Below are 16,890 nucleotides of genomic sequence, written 5' to 3'. Positions count from 1 at the left end.
TGCCTGTGGAACAAAAATTGCTATTTTTCGCTTCTATTAAAAAAGTTTAAATGAGTTCATTGATTGTGTGTTTTAAAGTAAATAAATGGCTATTTTAGTTTTCTTCCTTCCTGTTATAGGTCTTCCAGAAATCTGCATTCCGGATTCCCAGTTTTTCCGGATCGAATACCGGGTCTTTTTTCTTTTTTCTTTGTTCCTTGTAATCTTTCAGGGCTTTCAGGGCCGGCCTTTGGAGTATGAGGATAAAGATAATATTTATCCAGGCCATCAGACCCACACCTATATCGCCCATATCCCAGGCGAGCTGGGCGCTTTTTACGGAGCCGTAAAATACGGAAAACAAGAGCACCAGGCGTAAAATAAGTAGTTTGATTTGCGAACCTTTCCTGTCCAGGTAACTGAGATTGGTCTCGGCGATATAGTAGTACGCCATTATGGTCGTAAAGGCAAAGAACATGAGGGAGATGGCAACAAAAGCAGCTCCTACCGTAGGGAAATGATGGGCAATGGCAGCTTGTGTAAAGGCCGGCCCGGCCTCTACGTTTTTGTCGAGGTTCTGCACAATGAACTCATTTTTTATATCCGGATGTTTTACATTGTAGGAATTGGTAAATAATATCATTAAAGCAGTGGCAGTACAGACGAAAAGAGTGTCCACATACACGGAAAAAGCCTGTACGAGTCCCTGTTTGGCGGGGTGACTTACTTCTGCCGCAGCCGCAGCATGAGGGGCTGTCCCCTGGCCGGCTTCATTGGAGTATATCCCCCTTTTGACACCCCATGCGATGGCAGAACCGAAAATCCCTGCAAACATCTCTTCCGCCCCGAAAGCTGAACGAAAGATGAGCGAGAACATTTCCGGGACTTTTTCTATATTCATTCCAATGACTATCAGTGCCATTAGAATATAGCCTATAGCCATAAAAGGAACGACGATCTCGGCTACTTTACTGATTCTTTTTATCCCCCCGAAAATAATAAGGGCAAGCAAAACAGAAATACCTATACCGGTTGCCCATACGGGAAAACGGAATGCTTCTTCTATTCCCTGAGCGATACTGTTACTTTGTACACCGGGGAGAAAAAAAGCCGTAGATGCAATGGTTACAACTGCGAAGAGAACACCGAATGCTTTTGTTTTGAGCCCTTTTTCAATGTAAAACGCCGGCCCCCCGCGGTACTGCCCGTCTTTTACTTCTTTGTATATCTGCCCCAGGGTAGCTTCTACATAGGCCGAAGCCGCTCCGAGTAAGGCAATGACCCACATCCAGAAAACAGCGCCCGGACCCCCGGAAGCAATTGCGGTCGCAACCCCGGCAATATTACCGGTCCCTACCCTGCCGGAGATTGCTATGGCAAATGCCTGGAATGAGGTGACCCCTTTATTGGAAGATTCCTTGGCAAAAAGGAGTTTTACCATTTCACGGATATACCGTACCTGTAAAAATCCGGTCACTACCGAAAAATAAATGCCCGCACCGAGACATAGAATAACCAGGGCATTGCTCCACACAATGGCATTAATACTTTTAATAATTTCCTCCATGTTAATTGAGTTAGTGTAGTTAGTTTTTAAGTCCGGTCATGCAAAAAACACGATCCGGTAAAGTATTTATGTATTATTTTTATGTTGTATGTAAGGAGTGCTATTTTTTTCTCCGGCATAAAATAAAGAAAATTATAGCAGATTATGGAGCAAGTTCAAATGAGTTCTGTATAAAAATTGAGATGGTTTTTTGTGAAAAATTAATTTTGTACCCTGCAAAAGCAGTTTTTTATACATATTTTTCATTAATTTGTGTGTTATGAAACAAATAAGCATTATATAAAAATGGATTTTACATTTACAGAAGAACAGCTTATGATCCGTGATGCAGCGAGGGATTTTGCCCGGAATGAATTGCTGCCCGGCGTTATAGAAAGAGATGAAAAACAAAAGTTCCCTGCGGAGCAGATCCGTAAAATGGGAGAACTGGGATTTTTGGGGATGATGGTCTCGCCGGATTACGGAGGTAGTGGATTGGACACGGTATCTTATGTTCTTGCCATGGAGGAAATATCCAAGATAGATGCCTCTGCCTCGGTGGTGATGAGTGTAAACAATTCCCTGGTCTGCTGGGGACTGGAACATTATGGTACGGAGGAACAGAAACAAAAATACCTGCCTCGTCTGGCAAAGGGAGAGATCCTGGGGGCTTTTTGCCTGTCCGAACCCGAGGCGGGAAGTGACGCGACGTCTCAAAAAACGACTGCGATTGATAAAGGGGATTACTATATCCTCAACGGTACCAAGAACTGGATTACCAACGGAGGAACTGCGAGTATTTACCTCGTTATAGCCCAGACGGATGCCGGTAAAAAACATCACGGCATCAATGTTTTGATTGTCGAGAAAGGAATGGAAGGTTTTGAGATAGGCCCCAAAGAACAGAAACTGGGTATTCGCGGTAGTGATACGCACTCCTTGATATTTAATGATGTAAAGGTGCCTAAAGAAAACCGTATAGGAGAAGATGGTTTCGGATTTAAATTTGCCATGAAAACCCTGGCCGGGGGGCGTATAGGTATTGCCAGCCAGGCATTGGGAATTGCATCCGGTGCCTATGAACTGGCCAGAGCGTATTCCAAAGTAAGAAAGGCTTTCGGTACTGAAATATGCAATCACCAGGCCATTGCCTTTAAGCTGGCCGATATGTATACCCAGATAGAAGCAGCCCGGCATATGGTACTGAAAGCAGCCTGGGATAAAGATAACGGGAAAGATTATGACCTGTCAGGGGCAATGGCAAAACTGTATGCGTCGCAGGTAGCTATGGATACCACAATAGAAGCGGTACAGATACATGGCGGTAACGGTTATGTGAAGGAATATCATGTGGAACGGCTGATGCGTGATGCAAAGATTACCCAGATCTACGAAGGGACTTCGGAAATCCAGAAAATAGTGATCTCCAGAAGTCTTTTAAAGGATTGAGAAGAAAGAGATACCTTAAAAAATAAAAGGGCTGCATCTCTGCAACCCTTTTATTTTTACTCTAATATGAAGGACGAATTACTTTTGTATCCATTCTCCGTTTTCGTCAGCATAAAGTACACCTGTTTGTTCACCCATGGTAATTTCCAGCTTGTATTCATTTGCCTCATTTTTGTGAGCTTTGTCTATGGTGGCTCCGGCATAATCTCTTTCTAAAGCTTCTGTAATGGCAGAAGGAACTTCATCGGTAGAAATTTCTGTAAATTCTTCCTGATTAACTGCAATTACCGTGTTGTCGTTAGTGTCTATGGTAGTTGCTGCCTGGGTAGCAAATCCTCCAAAAACCAATGCTGCGGCTAAAAATAACTTTTTCATGACTATTAAGATTTTAAGGTTAAACTTTGTTTGTGTCTGGTATATTGAAAATTTGATGCCAGCTTTCGGAAGGTCCCTGATAATCTTGTTTATCAATTTGATTTACAGTCGTTTATTGTGTTTTGGTATAAAGAGGCGAAAATGTAATATGTGTAATATTCCGTGTGTACCGGGTGTGAAAGTGTGTAAAGACTATACATTATTTTATTGATATTTAATAATATAGGTATTCTTGGTTTTGAGTTGACAATTGCGAAAGGCAGCTGATCTGTCCTGTACGTTATGATTTGAAAAAGAAAAGCTGTAATGTCACCGATCCACTGTGAATAATATTCGTCAATCCGGTAAATAAGAGGTCTTGTGGTCAAAAAGTGCTGTTGCCCTTCTTTACCAGGAGTAATGACAAGATGGATTGTAGAATGTGATATACTGTAACGTTCTTCATTACATTCCCGGTCACTTCAACAGGTATTCCGCAAACCGGCTTTGCGGTCTTTATTTTTCCGGCGAGACATAATATCCAGCGCAACGATATCTGATCCGGGGTTACGGGACCGACCGGGGTGAACCTTCCTGAGGTCAATTCTGTTTCATCAGTGGACAGGCAAAAGGTGAGAAGTTTTTTAAGAATGTATAGCGGGTTAAATTTCATTCACAAATAATCTTTTGGCTGTATATGCGGGTTTCATTGCTACTACCGGTAACAATAAGAAACACGCGTATGAGAGGGATGGGTATGACAGAAGTGGGTAAAATTTACACATTTATCCCTCGTTGATTCTCAGGATTTATACACTATATTTAATTTGTGAAAGAGGAGATTTTGTTGTAAATTGTTGTTATTCAGTATTTTTTATGTTGACGGAAGGGGTTTGGTATAATGTGGCACTTATATTGTTACTAGGATGAACCTAAAATTGCTTATATTCATATAAATTAAGATGAAAAAGAAAACTAACACCTTATTTGGCACCGGATTTCCATTATTATTTGTTCTTTTGCTTGCCCTTTCCGTTACAGCTTGTAAGGAGAAAGAAGAAGAGGACGAAGGCATCCCTCTTCCCGTAATTACTCTGGAGGAAGAGTCGGCTTCGGAAAAAACACATTATTTAGGGTTGGTAGAAGGAGTAGAGGATGTAGAGATACGTCCCCAGGTGGATGGGATTTTGGAAGAGATTTTTGTTGATGAAGGGGACTTTGTAAAGAAAGGACAGCCGCTTTTCAAGGTGAACCAGCAACCTTATCTTGAGGACCTGAAAAATGCGCAGGCTAATGTGGCATTGGAACAGGCAAAATTACGAAAGGCAAAGACGGAATTGGACCGTTTACAGCCTCTTATAGACAATGAAGTGATCTCCGAGGTACAGCAGAAAACCGCCCAGGCAGATTATGAGGTGGCAAAATCTTCACTTGACCGGGCAGAAGCAATGGCTGCCAACATGCGGATCAAAATGGAATTTACGACTATCAAAGCACCTGTTAACGGGTTTGTAGGAAGATTTCCGAAGTCCGTGGGGAACGTGGTGAAACAGACCGACAGTGAACCTCTTACAGTATTGTCGAATGTAAATGACGTGTATGTTTACTTCTCTATGAGTGAATCCGATTACCTGTACTACGAAAGAATGAAAAAGGATTCTACTTCCAGGCGGATTAGTTCGGATGTGAAGCTGGTGCTTGCAGATGGCTCTATTTATGATCACGCCGGTGTAGTGGATGCTACTTCCGGACAAATAAACCGTTCTACCGGCTCCATAACACTTCGTGCAAAATTCCATAACCCGGATACCCTCTTGAGGTCGGGAAATACCGGCAAGATATTGATGGAGCAAATCTATCCCAAGGCTATTTTGATTCCCCAGGGAGCGACAACTTCCGTGCAGGACAAAAGGTTTATATATACACTGAAAGAAGATAATACGGTTGAGCGTAAGGAAGTAGAGATAGAAGGAAGGTCCGGCAAACAATACATTGTTAAGTCCGGAAGTCTTTCTCCCGGAGACAGACTGGTAATTTCCGGCCTGGACAATCTTACCGACGGGGTTAAGGTGAAGCCCATACAGCAGGGAAGACTGCTATCTACAAATGAGTGATATATTTCTGTATTTTTTTACTAAAAACATTGATTAATTACGGGAAATTTACATTTTGTATGTTCCGGATGGGGTGAGGAATGTAAACTGACCGATAAAGCCACGAGGTAGTAATGATAAAAAAAATTTTGACGAGGCCCGTATTTGCGATGGTGATTTCCATATTGCTGGTGCTGGCCGGAGCAGCAAGTATCTTTAAACTTCCCGTAGAACGTTTTCCGGAAATAGCGCCTCCCAGTGTAAGTGTACAGGTATATTATCCCGGAGCTAATGCCGAGACCGTGGCGAAATCCGTATTGGTCCCCCTGGAAGAAGCTATAAACGGAGCAGAAAATATGAGCTATATCAATTCTACCGCGACCAGCTCCGGTAGAGGGCGCTCTACAGTATATTTCGAACCGGGAACGGATCCGAACACAGCGGCAGTAGAAGTACAGAACCGTATTTCTCAGGTTATGGAACAGATTCCCCCGGAGGTAGTGGAGGCTGGTATTGTAGTACTGAAGCGATTGAAAGGGACGTTGATGACCATCAATATCTACAGCGAAGACGGTACTTATGATGAAACTTTCCTCAATGCTTATACCCGAATGAAGATCCGGCGCGAGCTCAAGAGGGTAAGCGGTATAGCGGAAGCATCTATATTGCGTTCCCGGGATTATGCCATGAGGATATGGATTAATCCGGAAAAACTGGCTGTGTACGGGCTGACCCCCCGGGATGTGTATAATCAGGTAAGAGACCAGAGCTTCGAGGGGGCACCCGGAAAGTTCGGGGAAAATTCAGATGAAGTATTCGAAATCGTATTAAAACACGATGGGCGTTTTAGTGAGCCCGAACAATACGAAAACCTCGTTATAAAAACGGAAAAAGACGGAACGCAACTACATCTCAAGGATGTGGCAAGATTGGAATTCGGCGCTACGAATTATGCCAGTGATAACAAGTTGAACGGTAAATCGGCTGTAACCATCGATATCGTACAACAGCAGGGAGCGAATGCTGTGGAAATTGATGAAGGAGTACGTGCGGTTTTGGAAAAGCAGGCCAAAGCCTTTCCTGAAGGCATGGATTACAGTATTTCATATAGTGTACGTGACCAGATTGACGAATCCATGCACCACGTGCAAAAGACACTGATAGAGGCCTTTATTTTAGTATTCCTCGTGGTATTTATCTTTCTGCAGGATTTCCGGGCTACTATTATTACCGCAATTTCCATTCCGGTTTCCCTGATCGGTACCTTTTTCTTTTTGCAGTTTATCGGGGCTACAATGAATGTGCTCAGCATGCTGTCTATAGTACTGGCCATAGGTATAGTGGTGGATGATGCTATTGTGGTTATCGAGGCTATTTATGAAAAAATGGAAGATCACGGCATGGGAGTAAAACAAGCCGTAAATGCGGCCATGAATGAAATTACCAGTGCTATTATCTCCATTACTATTGTTATTGCAGCTGTCTTCCTGCCGGTAGGATTTCTCGAAGGACCGGTAGGGGTATTCTATAAGGAGTTTGCCTATACCATTATTTTTGCGGTATTGATATCCGCAATAAATGCGCTTACCCTGGTACCGGTATTAAGTGCTTTGATCCTGAAAAAAGGGAAAGAGGAAGAAGGAGATACGAGTAAAGAAACCATAATACAGCGTATCAGTAACTCAAGAAAATTACAAAAGGCGAAAAAAGTCCGTGACAAAGGGTTGAAGAAATTCGATTCTCTTTTCGATAAGTTTACGGAAAAGTATTTAAAAGTGGTCAAATGGTCCTTGTTGCATAAATGGTGGGTTATGGGGGCACTGGTACTGGTAGCATTGCTTACCGTTTTCTTGTCTAACCGTACCCCTAAGGGATTTGTCCCGACAGAGGACGATAACTTTCTCATTTTTGCCTTGACCATGCCGGAAGGATCTTCCCTTCACAGGACCAGTGAGGTTCTTAAAGAAATGGATTCTATTCTTCAGGCAGAAGAAGCTGTATCTAGTGTGAATACGGTTTCCGGGTATAATATTGTAGACGGATCCGAAAGTTCTTCTACAGGTTTGGGGTACGTTATGCTAAAAGACATAGAAGATAGAGGGAAAATAAGAAATATCGAAGAAGTAATACGACACCTGACGGAAAAAATGGCAGTGGTCAGTGAGGCCAAGGTGAATATGTATCCGAGGCCTACCGTACAGGGTTTTGGTGATTTCGACGGGGTGCAGATCGTACTCCAGGACATGAGCGATGGCGATATGGGAGAATTCGGTCTTTTGATTAACCAATTCATCCGTGAACTTACGGCCCGTAAGGAAATAGAAAAGGCTTTTACATCATTTAACACCAATTTTCCTCAACTCCGGATTGAGATCGACTATGACAAAGCCAAAGCGCTTGGCGTAAGTGTTAAGGAAATGATGTTTACCCTGCAGTCTAATTTCGGACGTACAAGGGTGGGAGATTTTAACCGTTTTACCCGTCAGTATATGGTGTATATGCAGTCCGATGTTCAATACAGGGAAACTCCGGAAGCCATCAACTCCATAATGGTTAAGAACGACAAGGGAGAAATGGTTCCGCTGAGTGCTTTCGTAAGACTGGAGCAGACATTCGGCCCTGAAACGGTATTCCGGTATAACCTCTATAGTGCCGCCAGGATAAATATCACTCCGGCCAAAGGATACAGTACCGGGGATGTAATGAGTGCCATCGAAGAACTTAGTGAAGAAAAACTGCCTGCAAACCTCGGTTTCGAATGGACAGGGATGAGCCTGGAAGAGAGAAAATCCGGGTCCGATACTATTCTGGTATTCATTGTCAGCATCGTATTGATTTACTTTATATTATCTGCACAATACGAGAGCTTCTGGTTACCGATGGCGGTAATCCTTTCCCTGCCACCGGGTATACTCGGGGTATTTGCAGCAATTAATCTGGCGGGGGTAGACAATAATATTTATGTGCAGATAGGTGTTATTATGCTCATTGGATTGTTGGCCAAAAATGCTATCCTTATTGTGGAATTCGTTGCCCAGAAAAGAAGGGCCGGATTACAGGTGATAGATGCGGTTATAGAAGCCTGTGCTTTGCGTATACGCCCCATTATGATGACCTCCTTTGCCTTTACGGCAGGATTGGTACCTTTGATGTTCTCCGTAGGCTCGTCCGCGCAAGGTACGAGGTCTGTGAGTATAGGTACTGCCGGAGGAATGATCTTCGGTATTTTCCTCGGAATTATTTTTATTCCCGTATTGGCTTATATATTCCAGGAACTACAGGATCGGTTTAAAGTGGAAATTACGGAAGACGAAGAGTAGTTGTGAGTATTAAATTTAGGACAGTTTTTTGAAAACTAATTGAAGATCAAAACAATAAGGTAAATGTTGTTAACAAACATAAAAAAACTAGGCATTGTGGTTTTTCTCCTGGCAGCCGTAACGGGCTGTAAGGTAGGAGACCCCTATAAAAGACCCGATTTTGATGTGCTTCCGGAAGAGTATCACGGAAGTGTAAGCAGGCTGGATAGTATTGCTGCGGATAGCCTGGACAGTATTCCTCTGGCGAGGATGAAGTGGATAGAGTTCTTCGGGGACTATGATCTGGTTTCTTTGATCGATACTGCACTGGCCAATAATATAGATATGCAGAGGACGGTCCAGGTTCTGGAAATGAGCCGGCAAGACCTGTTGCAGGCCAGGGCCAGTTTTTACCCTTCGCTTGGAGCCGGGCCCGGTTATACTAGAGATTATCGGAGCTTGAACCACAATAATTACGGTTCCAATCGAGGGCGAAGGATTCACGGGGAGAATCCGCCAACCAGTATGTATACGGAGCGCCTGTCTTATAATATAGGAGTTAGTTCCAGCTGGGAAGTGGGGCTCTGGGGAAAGCTTCGCTGGAAAAAAGATGCCGCCCGTGCGGCTTACATGCAAAGCGAGGAGTTTAAAAAGGCAGTGCAGACGGCATTGGTCGCAGAAGTAGCTTCTACGTATTACGAATTGCTAAAGCTCAAGGCAGAACTGGCAGTGGCAGAACGGAACCTCAATCTTAATGAAAATACACTGCGAATTGTTGAACTGCAGTACGAGGCCGGAGAGGCTACCTCGCTAGCTGTACGCCAGACCAAATCACAAAAACTGAGATTTGAAGCGCTTATACCGCAAATAGAACGTGAGTATGCGCTTCAGGAAAACAGGCTGAATGCCCTGCTGGGAAGAGAACCGCAACGCATAGAAATCCGCGGACATCTGGACAATGCCGAGTTCAAGGGGAAATATAACACGGGGGTGCCTATGGAACTCCTGCAAAACCGACCCGATGTGGCCGCCTCGGAATATGAATTAATAATGAGTAATGCAGAAGTGGGTATCGCCCAGGCGTTAAAATATCCTACCCTTACTATCGATGCCAGTATGGGACTCGATTCCTATAAGGCGAATAAGCTGTTCTCAACCCCGGCGGAATCCTTATTTGCCCTGATAAACGGCGCTATTTTTCAGCCGATATTCCAACAACGAAAACTGAAGACGAATTACAAAAAGGCATTGGCGAGACGGCAGCTGGCCCAGCTGGACTTCAAGGAGACGATTCTCGATGCGGTGAGAGAGGTATCAGATGCCATGATAACCCTGGATAAACTGGAGCAGGAATACGTCCTTACACAGGAACGATTAAATACTACCCAGCGGGGAGTTACGGATGCTGCCCTCCTCTTTAGAAGTGGTTTTGCCAATTATCTGGAGGTTATCACAGCACAAAGTGATGCCCTGGATAGTGAACTGGGACTTATCGATATAAAAATGCAAATACTGCTTGCCAATATAGAATTGTACCGAAGCCTTGGAGGAGGTTGGCAGTAGAGTAGAGATAGATGAAGTAAGGAATTTACTGTGTTTATGCAGGATAATTCCTTCCGTTTGGTTTTTATTTTTTTAGTGCTCCTTTTTATATAGAAAATACTTCCTGTGGAGAAAAGAACTGTATTTACGGTTTTTTTCTCCTTTTTTATTTTTGTTTGCCCTGAATTTATAGGGGGTGTTTTTGTTTTTATTCATTTATTAATTGTTATTTTCTGTTTTTTGGTAGGGTGTTTTGGTTTTAATATTGTTTTTTGTTCTTTAAAGCTCGTTTTAGATGGGGGTGCCCTCTGAAACGGGAGTCAAAATAGCATATCTGTAATTTCCTCTGCTCTGAGTAATCTTTTTGGATTATCATCAATGATATTTTAAGAAACACGAATTAATTTGTGTCAATTCTAAAATCCTATGTGTAATTTTATGTAGATGTGTTAATTTCGTTGATGATTTTTTAACACCAATCACTAAGAGATATGAAACTTAAGCAGCAAGGACTTTATTCCCCGGAGTTTGAACATGACAATTGCGGAGCAGGTTTTATTTGTAACCTGAAAGGGAAAAGGACCAATGATATTATTCATAAGGCCCTGGATATCCTTATCCGTTTGGAACATAGAGGAGCTGTTAGTGCGGACGGCAAAACGGGAGATGGTGCAGGTATACTTATTGAAATACCCCATGATTTTTTCAGGAAAGCATGTAGCTTTGAACTTCCCGAATACAAAGAGTATGCCGTCGGGATGCTTTTTTTGCCCAAATCCGCTAACCAGGTTAAAGTATGTACCAGGATATTTGAAGAGAACATAGCCAGACAGGGATTGCACATTATAGGTTGGAGAAAAGTTCCGGTAGATCACGATTGTATCGGGGCAATAGCGGCGGAGTCCGAACCAACCGTTATGCAGGTATTTGTGGGCAAAAACGGGCAAGACCTTTCCGAAAGCGAATTCAATGCCCGGTTATACGCTGCCCGTAAAATTGCGGAACACCAGGTGCTTCAGTCCAATTTTTCGGAGGCAGATTACTTTTACTTCTCCAGTCTGTCCACTACAACCATTATTTACAAAGGGCTGTTAATGCCGCAGGATATAAACAGGTATTACAAAGACCTTAACGAGCCCGATGTGGTGACCAAACTCGCTCTGGTGCACCAACGGTTCTCTACCAATACATTCCCCACCTGGGACCTGGCCCAGCCTTTCCGGTATATGTGCCATAACGGGGAGATCAATACCCTTAAAGGGAACCTGAGCAGAATGAAGGCCCGGGAAGAACTGTTCAAAAGCGAGATTTTCGGCGATACTTTGAAAGATATCCCTCCCATAGTACTGGAAGGTAAGTCCGATTCGGCTTCTATGGACATGGTTTTGGAACTACTGCTGCAAACCGGAAGGTCCTTGCCGGAAGCCATGATGATGATGGTGCCCGAAGCCTGGGAAAAGCATCAGTCCATGGACGACACCAAAAAGGCATTCTACGAGTATAACGCCTGTATTATGGAGCCATGGGACGGTCCCGCCTCCATTCCGTTTACTGACGGGAACTATATAGGCGCCTTACTGGACAGGAACGGACTGCGTCCTTCCCGGTATACGGTGACCAAAGACGGGTATGTAGTCATGTCGTCGGAAACCGGGGTTATTGACATAAAACCGGAAAATGTGGAATACCACGGTCGTCTCGAACCTGGGCGTATGTTCCTGGTGGATATGAACGAGGGCCGTATTGTAGGGGATGAAGAAGTGAAAAAAGAAATCACCTCTCAGAGGCCTTACCGCAAATGGCTGGATGAGAACCTTCTGCCATTGGCGAGTATTCCTTATACGGGAAACAAAACGCCCGTGGAAAAAGAGGATATCCACACGAGGCAAAAACTTTTTGGTTATACACTGGAAGATATCAAAACCATTATCACCCCGATGGCCACCGAAGGTAAGGAAGCTATTGGGTCTATGGGATTCGATACCCCCCTCGCCGTACTTTCGGAAAAACCACAGTTGCTATATAACTATTTTAAACAACTCTTCGCCCAGGTTACCAATCCGCCACTGGATGGTATACGGGAAGAGATCGTAACGGATATAAGCCTTTCCATCGGGGGAGACAGAAATATATTTGATGTTGTGCCGGAACAGGCAAAAAAACTCCGGATTCAGAACCCCGTGATTTCCAACGAGGACCTCGATAAGATCAAATATATAGAACATCCGGATTTTAAAGCCAGATCGATTTCCGTACTCTATGAAGTAGATAAAGGATTGAACGGGCTCGAATCCAGGCTGGAAACCATTATTTCCGAAATATCCGCAGCGGTGGACGAAGGGGCGAACATTATTATACTTTCCGACCGGAATGTAGAAAAAGGATATGCGCCCATTCCCGCGATTCTGGCATGTTCATTCGTACACCATTCCTTGAAAAAACTGGGAAAACGGTCTTCTGTAGGAATCATCATAGAATCCGCAGAACCGAGAGAACCACATCATTTTGCCATGTTGTTCGGTTACGGGGCAAGTGCCATTAACCCGTATTTGGTCAACGAAATTATTGCGGAACTCGTAGCCAATGAAGATATTGTTGCGGAGAGTGCGGAAAAAGCGGTTAAGAATTTTAACAAGGCCATCGGAAAAGGAATTGTTAAGATCATGAATAAAATCGGGATATCTACCCTTCATTCTTACAGGGGATCCCAGATATTTGAAGCCCTTGGTCTCAACAAAAAGTTCGTGGACAAATACTTCTGCAATACCGCCACGCGGGTAGAAGGGATAGGACTTTACGAAATAGAGAAAGAAATACGCAAGCGGTACGATAAGGCTTTTGAAAAAGAAAAAATAGCTGCCGATCTCACCCTGGATATAGGAGGCGATTACCGTTGGCGAAGGAACGGGGAGCGGCACATGTTCAACCCTGCTTCCGTAGCCAAACTGCAACAGGCGGTGCGAAGCAACAAATACGAGAGCTTTAAAGAGTACTCAGATATCATCAATGAGCAGAGCGAACGACTGATGACGCTTCGGGGCATGTTCAAGTTCAGAAACCTTAACCCTATTCCTCTTGAAGAAGTTGAGCCCTGGACCGAGATTGTCAAGCGTTTTAAAACCGGGGCCATGTCCTTCGGTTCTATTAGCCAGGAAGCCCATGAAAATCTCGCAATTGCAATGAACCGTATCGGAGGGAAGAGCAACTCCGGGGAAGGTGGTGAAGATCCGAGAAGGTTCCACAAGGATATGGACGGAACCTGGAAGAACAGTGCCATCAAACAGGTGGCATCCGGAAGGTTCGGGGTATCTATCAATTACCTGACCAATGCCAGGGAAATACAGATAAAAATGGCCCAGGGTGCAAAACCCGGGGAAGGAGGACAGCTGCCCGGACCCAAAGTATATCCATGGGTAGCCAAAGTAAGAAATTCGACCCCTTATGTAGGGTTGATATCCCCACCCCCGCACCACGACATCTATTCTATTGAAGACCTGGCCCAGCTGATCTACGATCTCAAAAATGCCAATCGCGAGGCCAGGGTCAATGTAAAACTGGTGTCCGAAGTAGGCGTAGGTACCATAGCCGCCGGTGTAGCCAAAGCCAAAGCCGATGTTATTCTGGTTTCCGGTTATGACGGAGGTACCGGGGCTTCACCTCTGACCTCTCTTCGCCATGCGGGGCTTCCCTGGGAGCTTGGAATAGCCGAAGCACAGCAAACACTGGTGCTGAATGATTTGAGAAACAGGATAGTACTGGAGTGTGACGGGCAATTGAAAACAGGGCGTGATGTGGCCATTGCATGCCTGCTCGGGGCCGAAGAGTTCGGTTTTGCCACTGCACCCCTGGTAGCATCCGGATGTATTATGATGCGTGCGTGCCATCTGAATACCTGTCCGGTGGGTATAGCCACCCAGGATCCCGAACTCCGCAAAAACTTTAAAGGAACTCCGGAGCATGTTATCAATTTCATGTACTTCGTAGCGCAGGAACTGCGACAGATCATGGCCGATCTCGGTTTCCGTACCATTAACGAAATGGTAGGTAAAAGCGAGAAACTGGACATGAACCGGGCAGTAGACCATTACAAGGCACAGGGGATAGATTTCTCTAAAATACTTTACAAGCCCCAGGTGGGAGACCATATAGACTTATACAATACAAAGAAACAAGACCACGAACTGGAAAATGTTCTGGATTTCGATATACTGAGCAAGGCTCACCCGGCAGTCTACAGGAAAGAAAAAATGGAGCAGTGCTTCATTATCAACAACACCAATCGTACTACCGGGGCGATCCTCAGTAACGAAATTTCCAAAATTCATGGGGCCCAGGGGCTTCCCGAAGATACCCTGACCCTGAAATTTACCGGTTCTGCAGGACAGAGCTTCGGGGCGTTCGCCACACACGGACTCACTATGGTCGTCAATGGTAACACCAACGATTATTTCGGAAAAGGTCTTTCCGGAGGTAAGCTGGTAGTAAGAGTGCCGGAAAAAGCCACTTTCAAACCCGAAGAGAATATTATAATCGGTAACGTGGCATTATACGGGGCGATTACCGGAGAAGCATATATCAACGGAATAGCAGGCGAACGGTTTTGCGTGAGGAATTCCGGAGCAAAAGCTGTAGTAGAAGGTATCGGTGATCACGGATGTGAATATATGACCGGAGGGGTAGCTGTTATACTCGGAAAGATAGGAAGGAACTTCGCAGCCGGAATGAGCGGAGGTACAGCTTATATCTACAATGGCTCCAATGAACTGGACGAACACAATTTCAACCTGGAAATGGTGGAGCTCGAAGAACCTTCTTCCGAAGATATGGAGGAGGTAAGACAGCTGGTGGAAAACCATTATACCCATACCGAAAGTCCGTTGGCAAAACGACTGTTGGACGACTGGAAAGCGCAGCGAAACAAATTCATCAAGGTAATGCCTGTGGAATACAAAAAAGCGCTGGAAAGACTGGCCAGGGAAAAAGCACTGGACAGTGAGGAATTAATGGCAAATGTAAATGGGTAACTGCTGTTTAACGGAATAAATAAGGGCAATAAAAAGACAACGACCATGGGAAAACTAAGAGGCTTTTTGGAATACGACAGAAAAGTTGAAGACTATATAGAAGTTAAAAAACGAGTACAGAACTACGAAGAATTTACCGTAGATCTTACGGAAAGTGAACTGAATGAGCAGGGAGGAAGATGTATGGACTGCGGAATTCCCTTTTGCCACAGCGGATGTCCGCTCGGAAACCTGATCCCCGATTTTAACGATGCGGTGTATCAGAACAACTGGGCCAAGGCGCTGAGCATACTTCACGCTACCAATAACTTCCCCGAATTTACGGGCAGGTTGTGTCCGGCACCATGCGAGTCCGCATGTGTACTGGGCATTATAAATCCACCAGTTTCTATAGAGCTTATTGAAAAATATATCGTGGAACGCGGGTTCAAAGAAGGCTGGATAAAAGCCGATCCGCCCAAGGAACGCACCGGTAAAAAGGTAGCGGTGATAGGTTCCGGACCGGCAGGGCTTGCCGCAGCACAGCAACTGAACCGGGCAGGACATACCGTTACTGTTTTTGAAAGAGATAAAAAGGCCGGCGGATTACTTCGCTACGGTATCCCGGATTTTAAACTGGAAAAACAGGTCATAGACCGCAGGCTGGCCATACTTGAAGAAGAAGGTATTGAGTTTAAGACCGGGGTTCATGTGGGAGTTAACTACGATGTGGAAGAACTGAAGGGATACGATGCTATAGTACTGTGTGGCGGTGCTACTGCCAGAAGAGGATTGCCCATTCCAGGGGCAGATGCCAAAGGAGTGGTACAGGCTATGGAATTCCTCAAGAGAAATAACGAAGTGGTAGACGGAGTGGTAGAACCGGTCAAAGACCTTCATGCCCGGGGAAAACACGTTATTGTTATCGGCGGCGGGGACACCGGGTCGGACTGTGTGGGTACTTCAAATCGTCACGGAGCAGCATCGGTGACCAATTTTGAGATCTTGCCTATGCCATCCAAGGAAAGAACTGCTGAAAATCCATGGCCTTTCTGGCCGTTTACACTGAAAAACACTTCGTCACATGAAGAAGGTTGCGACCGCAACTGGAGTATTGCTACGAAGGAATTTATTAAAGATGAAGCGGGTAACTTAAAAGCCCTGAAAACCGTAGAAGTGGAATGGGTGAAAGTCCCCGGCGGACGCCCGCAGCTCAAAGAAGTGGAAGGTTCCGAAAAAGAATGGCCATGTGACCTGGCCCTGCTGGCGCTAGGATTTACCGGGCCGGAGAAAACCCTGGGAGAACAACTGGGACTTGAAGAGGATGCCAGGACCAATATCAAAGGTGAAAATTACCAGACCAATGTGCCGAACGTTTTTGTTGCCGGCGATATGCGAAGAGGACAATCCCTGATTGTATGGGCCATATCCGAAGGCAGGGAAGCGGCGCACCACGTCGATAAATTCCTGATGGGAACATCCTCCCTTCCGGTTAAGGAAAAAGGGGATCTCCCTGCCGCATAATTAAGGAGAAGATTTAGATAGAGAACTATTTTTCCTCTATTTTATTTGTGTTAGTGTAAGTGGAAAGAGCCGGATTGTGTGTCCGGCTCTTTTTTTGTATT

Annotated in this window: 9 protein-coding genes; 6 read left to right on the top strand and 3 right to left on the bottom strand. The window is 44.7% G+C overall.

Annotation, left to right across the window (positions count from 1 at the left end; genetic code table 11):
• Window positions 1-94: 94 nt before the first annotated feature.
• On the bottom strand, window positions 95-1,546 hold the full coding sequence (locus ED312_RS16950) for an alanine/glycine:cation symporter family protein (RefSeq protein ID WP_123217215.1): 1,452 nt from the start codon (window positions 1,544-1,546) through the stop codon (window positions 95-97).
• Between the two features lie 285 nt (window positions 1,547-1,831).
• On the opposite strand from ED312_RS16950, the gene ED312_RS16945 reads away from it, so the two are divergent.
• Window positions 1,832-2,974, top strand: a complete 1,143-nt coding sequence (locus ED312_RS16945; protein ID WP_123217214.1) for an acyl-CoA dehydrogenase — start codon at window positions 1,832-1,834, stop codon at window positions 2,972-2,974.
• A gap of 78 nt (window positions 2,975-3,052) precedes the next feature.
• Here the strand turns inward: ED312_RS16945 and ED312_RS16940 are convergent, their stop codons facing one another.
• Together ED312_RS16940 and ED312_RS16935 are read right to left on the bottom strand one after the other, a co-directional pair.
• Window positions 3,053-3,349: a hypothetical protein gene (locus ED312_RS16940; protein WP_123217213.1), complete on the bottom strand. Its 297-nt coding sequence runs from the start codon at window positions 3,347-3,349 to the stop codon at window positions 3,053-3,055.
• 364 nt (window positions 3,350-3,713) lie between these two features.
• On the bottom strand, window positions 3,714-4,001 hold the full coding sequence (locus tag ED312_RS16935) for a hypothetical protein (protein WP_123217212.1): 288 nt from the start codon (window positions 3,999-4,001) through the stop codon (window positions 3,714-3,716).
• A gap of 289 nt (window positions 4,002-4,290) precedes the next feature.
• Between ED312_RS16935 and ED312_RS16930 the strand changes: the two genes are divergently transcribed.
• The 5 genes from ED312_RS16930 (at window position 4,291) to ED312_RS16910 (ending at window position 16,789) form a co-directional block, all read left to right on the top strand.
• Window positions 4,291-5,442 carry an efflux RND transporter periplasmic adaptor subunit gene (locus ED312_RS16930; protein ID WP_123217211.1) on the top strand — a complete coding sequence of 384 codons (1,152 nt, stop codon included), beginning with the start codon at window positions 4,291-4,293 and terminating at the stop codon, window positions 5,440-5,442.
• A gap of 113 nt (window positions 5,443-5,555) precedes the next feature.
• Window positions 5,556-8,741: an efflux RND transporter permease subunit gene (locus ED312_RS16925; RefSeq protein WP_123217210.1), complete on the top strand. Its 3,186-nt coding sequence runs from the start codon at window positions 5,556-5,558 to the stop codon at window positions 8,739-8,741.
• 63 nt (window positions 8,742-8,804) lie between these two features.
• Window positions 8,805-10,283 (top strand): efflux transporter outer membrane subunit, encoded by a 1,479-nt coding sequence (locus ED312_RS16920; RefSeq protein WP_123217209.1) that lies wholly within the window; start codon window positions 8,805-8,807, stop codon window positions 10,281-10,283.
• A gap of 470 nt (window positions 10,284-10,753) precedes the next feature.
• Window positions 10,754-15,286, top strand: coding sequence for a glutamate synthase large subunit (gene gltB / locus ED312_RS16915; RefSeq protein ID WP_123217208.1), 4,533 nt, complete (start codon window positions 10,754-10,756; stop codon window positions 15,284-15,286).
• A gap of 45 nt (window positions 15,287-15,331) precedes the next feature.
• Window positions 15,332-16,789 carry a glutamate synthase subunit beta gene (locus ED312_RS16910; protein WP_123217207.1) on the top strand — a complete coding sequence of 486 codons (1,458 nt, stop codon included), beginning with the start codon at window positions 15,332-15,334 and terminating at the stop codon, window positions 16,787-16,789.
• Window positions 16,790-16,890 lie beyond the last annotated feature (101 nt).

The organism is Sinomicrobium pectinilyticum (assembly GCF_003725735.1).
Taxonomy (GTDB): Bacteria; Bacteroidota; Bacteroidia; order Flavobacteriales; family Flavobacteriaceae; genus Sinomicrobium; species Sinomicrobium pectinilyticum.
Note: the sequence above shows the minus strand (reverse complement) of the source record. Positions and strands in the feature narration are given on the sequence as shown.

What these genes read in the sequence shown, in the direction of transcription:
- ED312_RS16950 (WP_123217215.1), bottom strand. Translation starts at nt 1,546, where the DNA reads ATGGAGGAAATTATTAAAAGTATTAATGCCATTGTGTGGAGCAATGCC.
- ED312_RS16945 (WP_123217214.1), top strand. Translation starts at nt 1,832, where the DNA reads ATGGATTTTACATTTACAGAAGAACAGCTTATGATCCGTGATGCAGCG.
- ED312_RS16940 (WP_123217213.1), bottom strand. Translation starts at nt 3,349, where the DNA reads ATGAAAAAGTTATTTTTAGCCGCAGCATTGGTTTTTGGAGGATTTGCT.
- ED312_RS16935 (WP_123217212.1), bottom strand. Translation starts at nt 4,001, where the DNA reads ATGAAATTTAACCCGCTATACATTCTTAAAAAACTTCTCACCTTTTGC.
- ED312_RS16930 (WP_123217211.1), top strand. Translation starts at nt 4,291, where the DNA reads ATGAAAAAGAAAACTAACACCTTATTTGGCACCGGATTTCCATTATTA.
- ED312_RS16925 (WP_123217210.1), top strand. Translation starts at nt 5,556, where the DNA reads ATGATAAAAAAAATTTTGACGAGGCCCGTATTTGCGATGGTGATTTCC.
- ED312_RS16920 (WP_123217209.1), top strand. Translation starts at nt 8,805, where the DNA reads ATGTTGTTAACAAACATAAAAAAACTAGGCATTGTGGTTTTTCTCCTG.
- gltB (WP_123217208.1), top strand. Translation starts at nt 10,754, where the DNA reads ATGAAACTTAAGCAGCAAGGACTTTATTCCCCGGAGTTTGAACATGAC.
- ED312_RS16910 (WP_123217207.1), top strand. Translation starts at nt 15,332, where the DNA reads ATGGGAAAACTAAGAGGCTTTTTGGAATACGACAGAAAAGTTGAAGAC.